Origin of the sequence: Vibrio sp. ZF57, assembly GCF_001691235.1 — a bacterium.
Taxonomy (GTDB): Bacteria; Pseudomonadota; Gammaproteobacteria; order Enterobacterales; family Vibrionaceae; genus Vibrio; species Vibrio crassostreae_C.
On sequence record NZ_MAKD01000116.1, the window covers coordinates 16,558 to 29,703 of the forward strand.

The following is a 13,146-nucleotide window of genomic DNA, read 5'->3' on the forward strand; positions in this document are numbered from 1 at the left end:
AATGATTCGCCTATTTCTTGCTTTACCGCTAGCGGGTGCATTGGGCTTAGCGCTGTTTTCTTTCATGGCTTGGATGGTCGATAATGGCCACCAACGTTCACCAGACGATAGCGAGACGTTAAGTTTCAACATGGTAATGGTGGAACAAGAACAAGAAGTTCAAAGAAGACAACGTGCAGTCCCTGAAAAACCAGAAATGCCAGAGCCGCCACCGGAAGCGCAAACGTCTCAGTCACAAGCTGAAGTTACGCCTCTGAATTCGATGTCTTCATTACCTTCTTTGGATTTGAATACATCCATTGACGGCCTAGCGATTAACGCGCCGACATTTTCTGATTTTGGGTCAAACCAACAAGCAATGCCTCTGTATCGAGTAGAACCTCGTTACCCACCTAAAGCGCTGAAGCGTGGCGCTGAAGGCCATGTGATAATGTCTTTTACCATCGACGAAACGGGACGCCCAATTGACATTCAAGTCACTGACGCAAACCCACGTCGTATGTTTGAACGTGAAGCGATGAGAGCACTTAAAAAATGGAAATATCAACCAAAAGTCGTCGATGGAAAAGCGATAGCTCAGGTTGGTCAAACCGTGAAACTAGAGTTTAAGTTGGCAAAATGATGAAACAGATATGGATATTAGTGGGCTTGTTGTTAATGCCCCTTACAACACAAGCGCAAGAGCTATCTCAATATACTGCCATTCGTGTTCAAAAGGCGCATAAGCTTGCTCAAGATGAACAGGTTAAACAGGCGATTGATGTACTCGCAGGCTTGGAGCTTTCTAAAGGTTACGACAAAGCATACGTAGCTCGTATGTTGGGTGTGTTTTACTGGCAAGATGGCAAAACTGACGCGGCGATTAAGCAGCTCACTTATGCCGTCGATACGAATTTGTTAGTCGATGAGCAAGCTTGGATAACGAAGCGTATGCTGGCTGATTTGTTGTTGAACGATCAGCAGTTTAAAAACGCGCTTCCGCACTACTACGAGTTAGTGAAAACAGCGCCTGAAAAGGAAAAGAAAGACACGCTTTGGATGCGAATTGCACAAGCTGAATACCAAATTGAAAACTGGTCGAAAGTCCTAGTGGCCATCGGTAATCACGACAAGTTCAATTCAAAACCAGAGTTATCACCTTTATCGCTAAAATTGGGTGCTCAGCTACAGTTAAAGCAGTGGAAACAGTCTATTCCGACACTGGAAAGCCTCATTGAACTTCAACCAGAGAAAGATAACTGGTGGCGTCAACTTGTTGGTATTCAGCTAAGATTAGAACGTAATCGTGATGCATTGAACACGCTAGCGTTGGCTGATCTACAAGGTGTTGAGTTGAAAAACTCAGACCGTAGATTACTGGCTCAGCTTTATGCTAAACGAGGCATTCCAGAGAGAGCAGCACAAGAGATCGCTAAGTTAGATGATGCGAACAACGATGTTCAACTTCTGGCTGAACAAGCAACCTACTGGCAGCTAGCGAAAGAATGGGACAATGCGATTGAAGTGTGGACGTTAGCGTCTAAAAAAGACACGCAATATCATTGGAATGTGGCTCAGTTACTGGTTCAACAAGGTTACTACGATCGTGCTCTGGTTGTTTTGGATAAAGTGAAAGACAAGAACAAGCAAGCTGATGTTGCTTTAGCGAAAGTACGTTCATGGTACAAGCTAAAGAATCTTGATAATGCTCTTGCTCAAGCGAAACGTGCGAACAACATTGAGCCTTCTTCTGAGGCAAAAGGTTGGATTAAATATCTGACTCAGCTAAGAACGGTAAGTGATAACGGAAACGTCTAACAGCTCATCGCAAACAGAAGACAAGAACAGCACATAAGAACCAACAAAAGCAAAAGGGTGTCATTTGATCGTTCAAATGACACCCTTTTTAATTCTAGCGACTTAAACTCACCTTGAGACTTTAGCTCATCTAGCGTTATTGTTCGATTGGCCTGGATTGATTAAGGCTCGCACATCGTGCCACTAAGCGTCGCACTTTGAATTGCGCCACTGGTGTTAGCGACCCAGTTAATGGTGCAGTCTCGATAAGGGTTCTTAAAGGCATGTAAAGTGTAACCATTATCTAGTGGTTTCTTCGTCTCAACCCAAGCATAGTTTCGAGATGCCCAAAAGCTGATAGGACGTGAGCGTTCGGTTAGATACTGCTCTTGTGCATCGGTTATGTCTGAACCGATGTATTCTTGAATATGTTCTTCCGTGCTGATTATTTGGCTGGTGCACGCCGTCACTAGCGCAGCAAAAGCCAAAACAAAAATACGCATTTCAAATCCTTTTAAGCTTCATTAGCTATCATCAAACCAGTGATCAAATAGTCCCAACTTTCTATCCTTAAAGCTACGACTGTTACCTTAAACCCATCTCAATCAAGCATGTTGAGATTGAGCTTTTTTGAGCTTTGACCCTGTTATCAATAACCTCTAATAAAACGAATCAAACCCCTTTAGTACACGTTAGCAAGAATATGCATACAGTTCGATTACTTCCCATGTAATGTTATGTAAATTTCCTTACGCCACTCGGCAAACGTAAACAATGTAAATTGACTGCCAATACGAATGATTATCAACTAAATTGTCGCCATAAAATTTATAGGTATTGGTTTGTATGTCGTTAAAAAGTAGGGCGGTTCAGTCATGGGCTCGTCGACTTCATGTTTATATTTCTATGGCGCTTCTGTTCGTGGTTCTTTTTTTCTCAGTAACCGGTATCACCCTGAACCGACCTGAGTTATTTGAATCAAGCCAACCCAATATCCAACGCTCTACGCTAACGCTTCCTACAAGTTTATTTACGGTTCAAGACGGACGTTTAAAAGCTGACGAGACAGCCTTTGAAACGTTTCTGTTCGAAGAAGCCAACCTCTCCGGCGTTCCTTCTGGTTTGGACATCTATGCAGAGATTGAAGATGGTGAGTTGCTCATCGGTGAGGTATCTATGGACTTCAAAGGACCCGGCTACAACGCTTCCGTTTTTGTTGACGTTACGTCTGAGTTTGTAGAAGTCGAAACCACTAATTACGGCGTTATCGCATTGTTGAACGATCTGCATAAAGGTCGTAACAGCGGTGAAGTATGGAAATGGTTTATCGATATCACTGCGCTATTGATGATCTTCTTTGTGCTTACTGGCGTGTGCTTACTGTTACCTAAGAAAAAGACGCTTAATACTTCCATCAAATGGACGGTGTTTGGGTCTGCAATCTCATTGGTTATCTATTTTGTCGCCGTGCCTTAACGCTTGATTCGATTGATGAATCGGATTGAAGAGCGAACTTAAGGTTAAACGGATTTAAAAGGTTGTTAAAAATGAAAAAAATGAACTGGAGCAAGGCGCTTCTTGCTTTATCTCTTTTGCCAAGCCTAGGTATGGCACAAGCGATTCCTGATACGGCAAAACTGGATGTCAGCTTTGAGCTTCCAAAGATTGATACCTCTATGTATGCACGTCCTTATGTGGCGGTGTGGGTAGAGAATAGCGAACGAAAGTCAGTGAAAACCATCGAGCTTTGGGTCGGTAAAGACGAATGGCTTAAGGATCTGCGCAGCTGGTGGAGAAAGGTTGGCCGTTACGATCGTGAACTGGTTGATGCTGTGACGTCTGCAACACGTCCTGCTGGCCAGTACCGTTTCGTGTGGGATGGTAAGAGCGACAGCGGTGAAACGTTAGAACAAGGCGAGTACACGGTTCATATCGAAGTGGTTCGTGAACACGGTGGCCGTAATTACCTTCGCCAAAAAGTATCACTCGCAGATTCAAACATATCTTACGAATTAAAAGCAACGGAAGAGACGGGTGAAATCACCCTGAACTACATCGCTAAATAGTAAGTGCGAACAGTAACTAGTAAGTGCGAACAGTAACTAGTAAGTACGAACTAAAACCAAGCTGAACAGAATAGACAGTGGTCATCGTAGGCTCAGATAGAGCGACACGGCTAACAATTATAAATAATGGAATTGAACATGATGAAACAGACAAAAATCAAAGCACTTGCTCTAGCGGGTGTGATGGCATTCGGTCTAGCAGCAACGACAACGGCACAAGCTCACCCACGTTGGATTTTGCCATCTCACTTTACTGTATCTAAAGAAGGTGGTGATTGGCTAACGTTCGATGTTACTGCGTCTCACGGTACGTTTGTTTTTGATAAGCCTGCTGGCAGCGAAAATGCTCATGTCATCATGCCAGATGGCCGCAGCGAGCGTCCTAACTTCGTTATTCGTGGCAAGCGTCGTTCAATCTTCGACTTCTATTTTGAAGAAGAAGGTACACACAAAGTGGCGATCAACAACCAGCCGTCTTACTACACGCAATACAAAGCGGGTCGCCGTGACACGGTGAAGTGGATTAAAGCAAACAAAGCTGAGCGTGACTCAGTTCTGCCTGAAAAATCACGTGACGTGGTAACGCAGATCAGCTTCACTCGTGCAGAAAGCTACATCACGGTAGGTAAGCCAACGGATTCAGTGTTCAAAATTGAAGGCAAGCTTCTAGAAATGAAGCCTGTGACACACCCTTCAGATATCGTTGAAGGCGAACCTGTGACATTCCAGTTCTTCTACAACGGTGAAATCCAGAAAGACGTGAAAGCGGAGATTACTCGTGAAGGTACGCTTTACCGCAACCACCAAGAGCAGATTGATGTGGTGAGTGATGAGAACGGTGAAATCACGTTTACTCCAGACGTAGCAGGTCGTTACGTAATGAAAGCGAACTACAAAGGTGAGTTGATTGACAACCCACTGGCAGACAAAGCAAGCGCGAACGTTCACCTAACGTTCGAAGCGCTGCTTCAATAGTCTGTGATATCGGGGCTAGATCCCTGATTAAGAATCAAAAAAACTTAAGGGCTCATTTGAGCCCTTTATCGCTCAGTTTACTTCTGAGAATTTGCACTGTGGCTAGGGTACGAACCATGACAATAAAAACAAAACTTAACGCTTTAATGACTCCTTGCTTAGCATTGGGACTTGGTTTCGCTGCATTACCTGCTCAAGCACACTTTCCACTGATGAGCTGCTGGTTTGAAGGTAAGACTGTTGCTTGTGAAGCGGGTTATTCGGATGGCAGCAAAGCGATTGATTACGCAGTTGAGATGTACGATTACGAAGACAACTTGATTGCAAAAGAGATGACAGATAAACGTTCTATCGTTGAATTCCCACATCCTGACACTGAGTTCTACCTTGTGTTCGATTCAGGTCATGAGTTTCCAGTTGAAGTTGATGTTGTAGAGATCAGTGAAAAATGATGATTCAAAGCGTACGTGCTGATACGGGCGGCAGAGAGGGCAAATGGGTAGGACTGATCATTGTGTTCATCCTTTGCTTTGCAACTGTCGCAATCCCATTTCATCAGGCTGAATCCCACGTTAAAGCAGTGCTTGATCATCAAATTCTAGTGACTGATGTTGAACAAGAAAACTTGGCGATGCTATCAGAGCTGCGTTTAGCGCATGAAGAAATCCGTGACCTGCGCATGGACTCAGATGGTGAATGGCCGAGTGTTGCATCACTTAAAGATGAATGGGTTGCCCCGTTTGTAGAAGATCAGAGTTGGAAGCGCAAAGGTTCTCATGCTTGGGTACTGGACGAGCGTGGTTACTATTTCTCTGCTCCAAGTGAATCTGCGACACCAAGTGAACAAGCTACGCCAACCGATCATGGTTTTGCGGATTCCTTTATTTTAAATGCGAACAGCGTTTCTCCTGAAATCTGGATCTTCTTGGGCGGTGTAGCGAAACAGCCCGCTACTTTTGACCAACACACGCTAGAGTCTACGGGTTGGAAAATGGTCGTGAACGAATCAGAAATTGAACAGCATCATGAAAGCGATGCTCACTAATAATAAGAGAATTACTATGCGAATTATGACTCTGTTCATGTCGTTATTAGCGGTGTTCATGGCACCCAATGCATTGGCAAAAGAATATAAGATCGACAGCAACAAGCTGACGATTGGTATCACGCTTCAACCTTACTACAGCTACGTAAAAGCAGTAGTAGGCGACAAAGTGAACATCCTTCCTTTGGTTGATGCCGGCTTTAATCCGCATAACTACTTGCCACAACCGAACGACTTGAAGAGATTGAGCCAGATGGACGCCATCGTGGTAAACGGTATTGGTCACGATGACTTCGCGCTTAAAGTGATTTCAGCCGCGCAACGTGATGACCTAGTCGTGATCGAAGCAAACAAAGAAGTGCCTCTACTTCCTGCTCTTGGTCAGTCTGTTGGTCAAGGTGCCGTTAACCCACATACCTTTGTTGGGCTTTCGACAACAATTCAAAAGGTTTACACCATCGCGAGTGAGGTCTCTAAGCTCGACCCTGACAACGCGGCTTTTTATCGTAAGAATGCACGTAAATACGCAAAGCAATTTCGCTTTATGAAGCGCGATGCGATGTTGTCATTAGGTGAGTTAGATACTTCAGGTATGAAGGTGGCGACCACGCACAATGCGTATGGCTACATCCTTCAAGAATTTGGTTTGGATGTTGCGGCGGTGATTGAGCCTGCACACGGTGTTGAACCAAGTCCGAGCCAGTTGCAAGAAACGATCGAAAAGATCCGCGCATCGGGCATTGACGTGTTGTTCTATGAGCTAAACATGCCAAACCGTTTTGTTGACACGATTGAAGCGGAAACGGGTGTTCAGCTTTACCGTTTCTCTCACATGACGCATGGCGAATATGAAGACGACAAAGTCGAAGTTGAGATGCAGAAGAATCTCGAGACATTAATCGAAGCAATGAAATTTGCGGCGGCGAACCAAGCTAAAAGCGGGAACGCATAATGTTAGGTCCATCGATTTCAATCAATCAACTCGGTCTGCAATATGACAACAACGTCATTCTTGACGATATCTCACTAGAACTTAAAGCGGGTGAGTGCCATGTAATCATGGGGCCAAACGGCGGTGGTAAAACCTCTCTGCTACGCTCTGTTCTTGGTTTGACGCCTTTCTCTGGGCAAATCAATATTCATTGGCCAGAAAAGCCAAGTATCGGTTATGTTCCACAAAAAGCGACCTTCGAATCGAGCTTGCCTTTGACGGTCATGGATTTCGTGTTGCTTAACCAAACTCGAATTCCGCTATTTTGGCGTCGTAAGTCTAAGCAATTGGATCTTGCACTCGCACAATTAGATCGCGTTGGTATGGCTACTCGTAGCGACCGCCGCATGGGACAGTTATCGGGTGGTGAGCAGCAACGCGTGCTGTTTGCCCAAGCGCTATTAGATAACCCAAGTCTACTGGTGTTGGATGAACCAACCACGGGTATGGACGAGCAGGGCGTTCGTTATCTTGAATCGCTGATTCGTGAATGTGTTGACGAGGGTCGCACGATCCTTGCGGTTCACCACGATGTAACCGCAGTACGTCGCCTTGAAGCCAATGTACATGTTGTGAATCGATTCTTGGTTGATAGTGGTCCACACGAACAGGTACTACATCCAAGTAAGATTGAAAGCTTATTCCAGCATTACAGCAGTGGTGCTGCGATGAACAAACCGAAGGAGGTTGCGTAATGGATTGGCTACGACAACTTGCCGTAAGTGGTGTTGAAGCGGGTTGGTTATCTGACAGCTTCATGTATGCGTTCATGGTCAATGCACTGGTTGCTGCATTGTTACTGGGCCCGTTACTAGGTGGCCTGGGTACTTTGGTGATTGCTAAGCGTTTGGCTTTCTTCTCTGAAGCGGTAGGCCACGCGGCATTAACCGGTATCGCTATAGGTGTGTTGCTTGGCGAGCCACCAGAAAACCCAATTATTGGTCTGTTTAGCTTCTGTATGATCTTCGCGCTGCTTCTTCACTTTGTAAGAAACAGAACCAATGTGCCATACGATACTTTAGTTGGCGTTTTCCTTGCTTTAGCACTGGCAGTGGGTGCGGCATTGCTGATGTACGTGGCGCGTAAGATCAACATCCACATGCTTGAGAACGTACTATTTGGTTCGATTTTGACGGTAACAGACCAAGACTTAGCGATTCTCGCAGGCAGCTGCGCGATCATTATTTTGCTCTTGATACCGACGTTCAACCGTATTCTTCTAACCTGTATCAGCCCTGATATTGCCAAGGTTCGTGGTTATAACACCAGTTTCTACGACTACTTGTTTGTCATGATGATCACCTTAGTGACGATTGCAGCGGTGAAGATCGTAGGTGCTGTTCTGGTTGGTGCATTATTGCTGATCCCAGGTGCGACAGCTCGCTTGTTAACTAAACGCATGGGCAGCTTTGTATTGCTGTCGGCATTACTGGCAACAGTCGCGTGTTTAGTTGGAACCGTCTTACCTATGGAATTGAAACTACCAGTACCTTCGGGCGCTTCGATCATCATCGTTTCAGCGACATTTTTCCTAGCGGCAACGCTATACCGGATTATAAGAAAGGCATAATCATGACCTCTTTAATTAATCGTATCTCAAGAACAGTGAAGGCTATTACTAAAGTTGGTGCCGTTAGCAGCCTATGGTTGGCCGGCTCAATGGTGTCTATCAGTGCTAATGCCGAGGATATCCTTACCAGTACGCCTGTGACTTATGCTTTGGCGACAGAGCTAACCAAAGGCACAGACATTACCACCGAATATCTGCCACCAAAGCGCTACGGCATTGATCGTCTGCCAAACTGGTTTGGTACTAAAGGCGCAAGCAAAGTCCTTCAATCCGGCGAAAAGGCGACCGTAGCATTAACGCTGTCATCTATTTGGCAAGCTGATCCTACATTTGTATACGCAAGACAGGGCAATATCCGTTTGGTTGAAGTGGATGCGGCTCAAGCGATTACACCGCGCGCGCAAGGTGTAGCTGCGCTGACGTTATCAAATGGTGAAGTGTCTAAATACGCGTGGTTAAACCCAACCAATCTAACGCGTATGGCGGCAATTGTGGCTGATGACTTTAAGTTGTTGTGGCCTGCGCAAGCTGAAACGATTGATAGCAACTTACAACGTGTGATGTTGGATGTTCGTGAACTGATCAACAAGCAGCAAGCAGTATTGCTCGACAATGACGTAGATTCAGTATTGTTGCTTTCAGAAAGCTTGGAAGATTTCGCCTCTGGCAGCCAACTGTTTGTTGAAGAACGCATGTTCAAAGCTGAACTGGAATGGACAGAGCAGGACAAAGCCAAGCTTAAAGAGATGTTTTCGGAAGATGATGCTCTATGGTTAGTTACAGCGAAAAAGCCAAGCAACTTGATTAAATCATTGGTACCGAATGAGCGTATCTTGGTAGTGGATTCTGTTGATCGTTGGGGCAGAGCGGGAATCAACGCAAAAGCACCGTTTGCCCGTTGGGAAGTGCAGCCATTCAAAGGCTAACCAGCGCGATTAAAAATGGTAGGATCAAAAAAGCAGCCCAATTTGAGGCTGCTTTTTTGTTCTTGTCTGTTGGCTCTGAAAAGAGTGTCAGACAAGAGGACTGCGAGTATAAACTTACTCTGCAGCTTTTGTCTCTTCAGCTTCAACCGTTGCTTCTACTGAACCTTCAGCTTGCTCTTGAGCTGCTTTCGCTTGTTCTTCAGCTTCCATTTTTGCACGGTCAGCTTTAGAGATGTAGCGAGGCTTGTTGCTACTATGCAGTTTAGAATTCGCCTGTTTCTGCTTCTTTTTTAGAATTTGATTGATTTTTTTCTTACGGTTCATTGCTGCATAGCCTTGTATTTAGTTTAGGCGGTGGAGGATAATCATTTTAGCTCTAGAACTCAATATTTACATGGTATTCAGCAAGGAAAATATCACTATGCAGTCAGTCGAGACCGAACGTTTAAGATTAAGAATGATCACACCTCAAGATGCGGCGTTTATTCAACGACTATACAGCTCAGAAGATTTCCTGCGTTACATTGGTGATAAGGAAATCAACGACACTGAAAAGGCTGTCGAGTACATTGAAAACAACATTCTTAAGATGCATGAAGAGAAGGGTGTCTGTTTGTTGATGGTTGAAATCAAAGAAACTTCAACGCCAATTGGTATCTGCGGATTAATAAAAAGAGACACCTTAGCGTCGCATGATATTGGCTACGGGTTTGCTCCTGAGTTTTATGGTCAAGGCTTTGCCCAAGAAGCCGCGGAGGCGATAATTGAACAAGCTAAGCAGAATGCTGATATCGATCATTTAGTTGCCATCACTACCTCTGATAACATTCGAAGTATCACACTACTGACTAAGTTAGGCTTTGTGTTCGAGCGAGTTGAAGATGTGATAAGCGAAAGCGTTAATCTCAACCTGTACGGTTTCTCATTAGGTAATTAAAACATGTTCCAACATAACAATATTCTACAAGGTGAGCTCGCAACGGAGTACAAAACCGTTATTGCGATGGTGCACATCTATTGCAAAGATCACCACGGTGAAGTTCGTCAGAATAACGCGTTATGTGAGGAGTGTGAGCAACTGTTGCGTTACGCCGAAACACGACTGGATAGATGTCCTTATGGCGAAGCAAAACCGACCTGTAATAAGTGTCCGATTCATTGCTATAAACCAGACCCGAAAGAGCAAATGCGATTGGTGATGCGCTATGCCGGGCCAAGAATGCTACTTAAGCATCCGATATTAGCGATTCGACATCTGATTCATGAGAAACGGAAAGTGCCTGAAAAGCCGTTGCCGAATGTGTCGAACCGCCATATCCGAATGAACAAGAAGTAAGTGGCGCTTTAAAGTAATTTCTAAAGAAATGCAAAAGGTCTGATTTCTCAGACCTTTTTTATGTAGATACGTTTTATCTAAGTTTGAATATAGCCAGGTAACTGAAACTTACGCCGCTTGAGGCTCTTCGTAGGTCACCGTTAGGTTGTTGATCCAGCGTCGGCTCAAATAACGGTGTGAACAGATGGTCAATTTCACGACTTCTTCTACCAACATTAGACCATAGATGTATTTAAAGTCCCATTCAGCGACAAACGCGCCGTAAACACATACTGGAATGCCCACCATCCACATCGCGATGAAATCCATGCGAAGGCAGAACGCATTATCACCACCAGCACGAATAATACCGTTAATGATCACCATGTTGAGCATGCGAATCACGACCGCAAAGCACATGATCATCATCGCAGGTGAAGCAAGCGGGTATAAAGCGTCTTTGGTCAGGTTTAGCCATGACAGAACGTGCTCTTTACCCATAAACAATAGCAAGCCTACAACCGCACCAAAACCAACCACGGCTTTGATGAACGTCAGACCCATACTCATAGCGTCATCAAACTCATCACGACCGAGTGAGTGACCAAGCAACACGGAACACGCTACAGAAATACCAAAGAATATCGAGTAACACAGCGACTCAAAAGGCGCGAGCATAGAGAACACAGCAAGTTCCGTTGTGCCCATGTGACCGAAGATCATTTGGTATGCCATAGTACCCATTGCCCATAACACGGCATTCATCGTTAGTGGCAAAGCAATACGACGGTAAGACAACCATAATGACGGACGATGTGGTGAGCTAGGCGTGGTTAACAACCAGTGTTTACGCATGCGCATATAGCCATACATCAAACCCACTTGAATCAAGCGCGCTAAAGTGGTTGCCAATGCCGCACCTGAAACGCCCATCGCTGGAATACCGAAGGCACCTTTAATGAGTACGAAGTTAAGTGCGATGTTGAGGGCAATCGTGACCGCACCAAGCAATAGTGGTGTTACGGTGTCACCTGATGAGCGCATGCTTGCTTCTACCACGACCACAATGTGAGTCAGAAGAAGAACAGGGAATCCATACCACAGGTAAGTCGCGCCAAGTTCAATCACGGTTTGATCGCTGGTCTGCAACATCATTAAAAACTGAGAACCAAGAGTGATGATTGCAGTAACAGGCAGCAGAACTTTTAAGCCAAACACCATTGCGATAGATGATACCGTTCGCGCGCTTTTTCGGTCGTTCTTTCCCCAGTATTGAGCGACTAATGTTCCGTTTGCTGAGGCCAACCCTGCCATAATCATAATAGCAACGAAGTGCCATTTTGATGCAATTCCCACAGCCGCAGCTGCTTCCATACCATAATCACTGACCATTAATACGTCAGCAAGGGCAAGAATAGCGACAAGCGCACTTTGTAAAGCAACAGGTAAACCCAGTTTAACGATACGAGGTAAGATGCTCTCTGGCTTGTTATTCATAGATGAGTTAGGGTTGATGTTAGTTGTCATAAGCTCTCCGATTTATGGCAGAACTATAGTGATTTGAGCGAAGTAACAACATGTTTAAAAAACAACAAAACCTGTGCGAATCCGTCATTGATTCAATGAGACCAAAATCAACTTGGCATGATGATGTTTTTCTCGCTGAACAGTGCAAAGAACGTTTTTTGACCGTTGAAGATATTCCAGAGATGAAAAGCTTTGGTGTCTATATGGGCGGCATGGCGAAGCTATATGATGGCTACTGGGTTGAGCGCGAATCCGTTAATGTTCATACGTTGATTTTCACTATGGAAGGTGGCGGCATTCTAACAACCGCAACATCGGTCCAAGCGATTACACCTTATACACTCGTGGTGCTTCCTGCTGAAACCCCATTTCGTTTTGAACTCGATCCTCAATATAATTATTGGAAAATGGCGTGGATGCTGACGCCTGACACCAAGCAATGGCAGCACATAGCAAGTTTAAGACAGGGGATTGTGCCTTTTGGAGAGTGTGAGCAGATCTGGTCATTAATGAACTTGGTTTACTTTGAGATAGGCGGTAGAGCCAGTTACCGTAAGTTACTCTTGAGTGAAATTATCCGAACCTTGACGGGGTTTGAGCCTAAGTCGACCAGCACCACTGCACGTGTTCAAGCGCTCTATAACGAAATTGAAAGTAGTCTGCACCAGCCATGGACAGTGGCAGGGATGGCCGAAAGAGTGTTCATCAGTGAAGAGCAGCTCAATCGAGTCACCAAGACGCTATTTAACCTGTCGCCACGCAGTAAATTGATTCAATTACGCATGGATAAAGCCACCAGCCTGTTGAAATATCAAGATTGGTCAGTTTCTATGATTGCTAATCGCTTGGGCTACAAAGATCCTTATAACTTTTCGCATCGCTTCAAAAAGCATTTCGGTTTATCACCCAGTCAATATCGAAAGAGCCATCGACTTCTTGGTTAGCCTTGCACGAT

At 44.9% G+C, this 13,146-nt stretch carries 17 protein-coding genes; 14 read left to right on the forward strand and 3 right to left on the reverse strand.

What is annotated here, in order from left to right:
* Position 1: 1 nt before the first annotated feature.
* Entirely contained in the window at positions 2-622 is a 621-nt protein-coding gene (locus A6D97_RS17835) for an energy transducer TonB (protein WP_017067523.1), read from the forward strand.
* Positions 619-1,797, forward strand: a complete 1,179-nt coding sequence (locus A6D97_RS17840; RefSeq protein ID WP_065584935.1) for a hypothetical protein — start codon at positions 619-621, stop codon at positions 1,795-1,797. Before A6D97_RS17835 ends, A6D97_RS17840 begins: the two co-directional genes overlap by 4 nt.
* A 161-nt stretch (positions 1,798-1,958) precedes the next feature.
* Here the strand turns inward: A6D97_RS17840 and A6D97_RS17845 are convergent, their stop codons facing one another.
* On the reverse strand, positions 1,959-2,279 hold the full coding sequence (locus tag A6D97_RS17845; RefSeq protein WP_065584936.1) for a hypothetical protein: 321 nt from the start codon (positions 2,277-2,279) through the stop codon (positions 1,959-1,961).
* Positions 2,280-2,622: 343 nt separating this feature from the next.
* Between A6D97_RS17845 and A6D97_RS17850 the strand changes: the two genes are divergently transcribed.
* From A6D97_RS17850 to A6D97_RS17890, 9 genes are all read left to right on the forward strand, one after another.
* Positions 2,623-3,252 (forward strand): PepSY-associated TM helix domain-containing protein, encoded by a 630-nt coding sequence (locus tag A6D97_RS17850; RefSeq protein WP_017062546.1) that lies wholly within the window; start codon positions 2,623-2,625, stop codon positions 3,250-3,252.
* Between the two features lie 71 nt (positions 3,253-3,323).
* Positions 3,324-3,842 (forward strand): DUF2271 domain-containing protein, encoded by a 519-nt coding sequence (locus tag A6D97_RS17855; protein WP_017062545.1) that lies wholly within the window; start codon positions 3,324-3,326, stop codon positions 3,840-3,842.
* 138 nt (positions 3,843-3,980) lie between these two features.
* The gene (locus A6D97_RS17860) at positions 3,981-4,817 is read left to right on the forward strand and encodes a DUF4198 domain-containing protein (RefSeq protein ID WP_017062544.1); all 837 of its coding nucleotides are present in this window, start codon (positions 3,981-3,983) and stop codon (positions 4,815-4,817) included.
* A gap of 116 nt (positions 4,818-4,933) precedes the next feature.
* Positions 4,934-5,269 carry a hypothetical protein gene (locus tag A6D97_RS17865; RefSeq protein WP_017062543.1) on the forward strand — a complete coding sequence of 112 codons (336 nt, stop codon included), beginning with the start codon at positions 4,934-4,936 and terminating at the stop codon, positions 5,267-5,269.
* Positions 5,266-5,862, forward strand: a complete 597-nt coding sequence (locus A6D97_RS17870; RefSeq protein WP_065584937.1) for a hypothetical protein — start codon at positions 5,266-5,268, stop codon at positions 5,860-5,862. Before A6D97_RS17865 ends, A6D97_RS17870 begins: the two co-directional genes overlap by 4 nt.
* Positions 5,863-5,878: 16 nt before the next feature.
* The gene (locus A6D97_RS17875; protein ID WP_065584938.1) at positions 5,879-6,814 is read left to right on the forward strand and encodes a zinc ABC transporter substrate-binding protein; all 936 of its coding nucleotides are present in this window, start codon (positions 5,879-5,881) and stop codon (positions 6,812-6,814) included.
* Positions 6,814-7,548 carry a metal ABC transporter ATP-binding protein gene (locus tag A6D97_RS17880; RefSeq protein ID WP_017067855.1) on the forward strand — a complete coding sequence of 245 codons (735 nt, stop codon included), beginning with the start codon at positions 6,814-6,816 and terminating at the stop codon, positions 7,546-7,548. The genes A6D97_RS17875 and A6D97_RS17880 overlap by 1 nt, the downstream gene beginning before the upstream one ends.
* Positions 7,548-8,423 carry a metal ABC transporter permease gene (locus tag A6D97_RS17885; protein WP_050622353.1) on the forward strand — a complete coding sequence of 292 codons (876 nt, stop codon included), beginning with the start codon at positions 7,548-7,550 and terminating at the stop codon, positions 8,421-8,423. The genes A6D97_RS17880 and A6D97_RS17885 overlap by 1 nt, the downstream gene beginning before the upstream one ends.
* Before the next feature lie 2 nt (positions 8,424-8,425).
* Positions 8,426-9,349, forward strand: a complete 924-nt coding sequence (locus A6D97_RS17890) for an ABC transporter substrate-binding protein (protein ID WP_065584939.1) — start codon at positions 8,426-8,428, stop codon at positions 9,347-9,349.
* A gap of 114 nt (positions 9,350-9,463) precedes the next feature.
* Here A6D97_RS17890 and A6D97_RS17895 read toward each other — a convergent pair whose 3' ends face one another.
* Positions 9,464-9,673 carry a DUF2986 domain-containing protein gene (locus tag A6D97_RS17895; protein ID WP_017060973.1) on the reverse strand — a complete coding sequence of 70 codons (210 nt, stop codon included), beginning with the start codon at positions 9,671-9,673 and terminating at the stop codon, positions 9,464-9,466.
* A gap of 97 nt (positions 9,674-9,770) precedes the next feature.
* Between A6D97_RS17895 and A6D97_RS17900 the strand changes: the two genes are divergently transcribed.
* Together A6D97_RS17900 and A6D97_RS17905 are read left to right on the forward strand one after the other, a co-directional pair.
* On the forward strand, positions 9,771-10,286 hold the full coding sequence (locus tag A6D97_RS17900) for a GNAT family N-acetyltransferase (protein ID WP_017067858.1): 516 nt from the start codon (positions 9,771-9,773) through the stop codon (positions 10,284-10,286).
* 3 nt (positions 10,287-10,289) lie between these two features.
* Positions 10,290-10,685, forward strand: a complete 396-nt coding sequence (locus A6D97_RS17905) for a nitrous oxide-stimulated promoter family protein (protein ID WP_017060975.1) — start codon at positions 10,290-10,292, stop codon at positions 10,683-10,685.
* A gap of 108 nt (positions 10,686-10,793) precedes the next feature.
* Here the strand turns inward: A6D97_RS17905 and A6D97_RS17910 are convergent, their stop codons facing one another.
* The gene (locus A6D97_RS17910; RefSeq protein ID WP_065584940.1) at positions 10,794-12,191 is read right to left on the reverse strand and encodes an MATE family efflux transporter; all 1,398 of its coding nucleotides are present in this window, start codon (positions 12,189-12,191) and stop codon (positions 10,794-10,796) included.
* 50 nt (positions 12,192-12,241) lie between these two features.
* Here A6D97_RS17910 and A6D97_RS17915 point away from each other — a divergent pair, with 50 nt between their 5' ends.
* Positions 12,242-13,135: an AraC family transcriptional regulator gene (locus A6D97_RS17915; protein WP_065584941.1), complete on the forward strand. Its 894-nt coding sequence runs from the start codon at positions 12,242-12,244 to the stop codon at positions 13,133-13,135.
* The last annotated feature ends 11 nt before the right edge of the window (positions 13,136-13,146 follow it).

Excerpts from the sequence above, each read along its gene's own strand:
- A6D97_RS17835 (WP_017067523.1), top strand. The coding sequence starts at position 2 with ATGATTCGCCTATTTCTTGCTTTACCGCTAGCGGGTGCATTGGGCTTA.
- A6D97_RS17840 (WP_065584935.1), top strand. The coding sequence starts at position 619 with ATGATGAAACAGATATGGATATTAGTGGGCTTGTTGTTAATGCCCCTT.
- A6D97_RS17845 (WP_065584936.1), bottom strand. The coding sequence starts at position 2,279 with ATGCGTATTTTTGTTTTGGCTTTTGCTGCGCTAGTGACGGCGTGCACC.
- A6D97_RS17850 (WP_017062546.1), top strand. The coding sequence starts at position 2,623 with ATGTCGTTAAAAAGTAGGGCGGTTCAGTCATGGGCTCGTCGACTTCAT.
- A6D97_RS17855 (WP_017062545.1), top strand. The coding sequence starts at position 3,324 with ATGAAAAAAATGAACTGGAGCAAGGCGCTTCTTGCTTTATCTCTTTTG.
- A6D97_RS17860 (WP_017062544.1), top strand. The coding sequence starts at position 3,981 with ATGATGAAACAGACAAAAATCAAAGCACTTGCTCTAGCGGGTGTGATG.
- A6D97_RS17865 (WP_017062543.1), top strand. The coding sequence starts at position 4,934 with ATGACAATAAAAACAAAACTTAACGCTTTAATGACTCCTTGCTTAGCA.
- A6D97_RS17870 (WP_065584937.1), top strand. The coding sequence starts at position 5,266 with ATGATGATTCAAAGCGTACGTGCTGATACGGGCGGCAGAGAGGGCAAA.
- A6D97_RS17875 (WP_065584938.1), top strand. The coding sequence starts at position 5,879 with ATGCGAATTATGACTCTGTTCATGTCGTTATTAGCGGTGTTCATGGCA.
- A6D97_RS17880 (WP_017067855.1), top strand. The coding sequence starts at position 6,814 with ATGTTAGGTCCATCGATTTCAATCAATCAACTCGGTCTGCAATATGAC.
- A6D97_RS17885 (WP_050622353.1), top strand. The coding sequence starts at position 7,548 with ATGGATTGGCTACGACAACTTGCCGTAAGTGGTGTTGAAGCGGGTTGG.
- A6D97_RS17890 (WP_065584939.1), top strand. The coding sequence starts at position 8,426 with ATGACCTCTTTAATTAATCGTATCTCAAGAACAGTGAAGGCTATTACT.
- A6D97_RS17895 (WP_017060973.1), bottom strand. The coding sequence starts at position 9,673 with ATGAACCGTAAGAAAAAAATCAATCAAATTCTAAAAAAGAAGCAGAAA.
- A6D97_RS17900 (WP_017067858.1), top strand. The coding sequence starts at position 9,771 with ATGCAGTCAGTCGAGACCGAACGTTTAAGATTAAGAATGATCACACCT.
- A6D97_RS17905 (WP_017060975.1), top strand. The coding sequence starts at position 10,290 with ATGTTCCAACATAACAATATTCTACAAGGTGAGCTCGCAACGGAGTAC.
- A6D97_RS17910 (WP_065584940.1), bottom strand. The coding sequence starts at position 12,191 with ATGACAACTAACATCAACCCTAACTCATCTATGAATAACAAGCCAGAG.
- A6D97_RS17915 (WP_065584941.1), top strand. The coding sequence starts at position 12,242 with ATGTTTAAAAAACAACAAAACCTGTGCGAATCCGTCATTGATTCAATG.